The sequence below is a fragment of the Xenorhabdus szentirmaii DSM 16338 genome, assembly GCF_002632585.1.
Lineage (GTDB): Bacteria > Pseudomonadota > Gammaproteobacteria > Enterobacterales > Enterobacteriaceae > Xenorhabdus > Xenorhabdus szentirmaii.
The window spans coordinates 1-473 of the sequence record NZ_NIBV01000042.1 but is presented as its reverse complement, the minus strand read 5'-3'; the positions used below and the strand labels follow the sequence as shown (position 1 = coordinate 473).

Here is a 473-nt window from a genome sequence, read left to right as displayed (position 1 = left end):
ATGAGTCAGGGCGTGGGGCAGGTCAGGCAATCCGTTGGTATGTTTGGGCAGATGGTGATGCAGAAGGTGATGTCGAAAGGAAAGTAGACAAACCCGTATTTACAACACGTCAGGGATACGTGGTTATCCCTGAATCATCGTTTGAATCTCAGGTCAGTTTTCTATTTTTTCATCTGCTTAATTTATTTATCATTGCCTCGATAATGAAAGGTGAAATAACTTTTTTAACAAGATGGATAATTTAATTATTTAACGTCAATGTGTTATTGATTTAATTTGTTCTATTTTATGATGCAGGGGGTTTTATATTCGTTTTTGTGTCGTTATATTTCACGTTGGGATTTTAATGCGCAATATTTATGAGACCCATCACAAAGTAGACAATAAAATCATGCCTTTTTATTTCAATATCATTGGTAAAAACCACCGTCTTTAGACGGTGACTTTGACTTTAATTTTTTGACCTATGCGCG

Annotated in this window: 1 protein-coding gene; it reads left to right on the top strand. The window is 35.7% G+C overall.

Annotated features, from left to right (window positions below):
- A partial coding sequence (locus tag Xsze_RS22515; protein ID WP_211293382.1) for a hypothetical protein occupies nucleotides 1–245 on the top strand: 245 nt, incomplete at its 5' end.
- Between the last annotated feature and the right edge of the window lie 228 nt (nucleotides 246–473).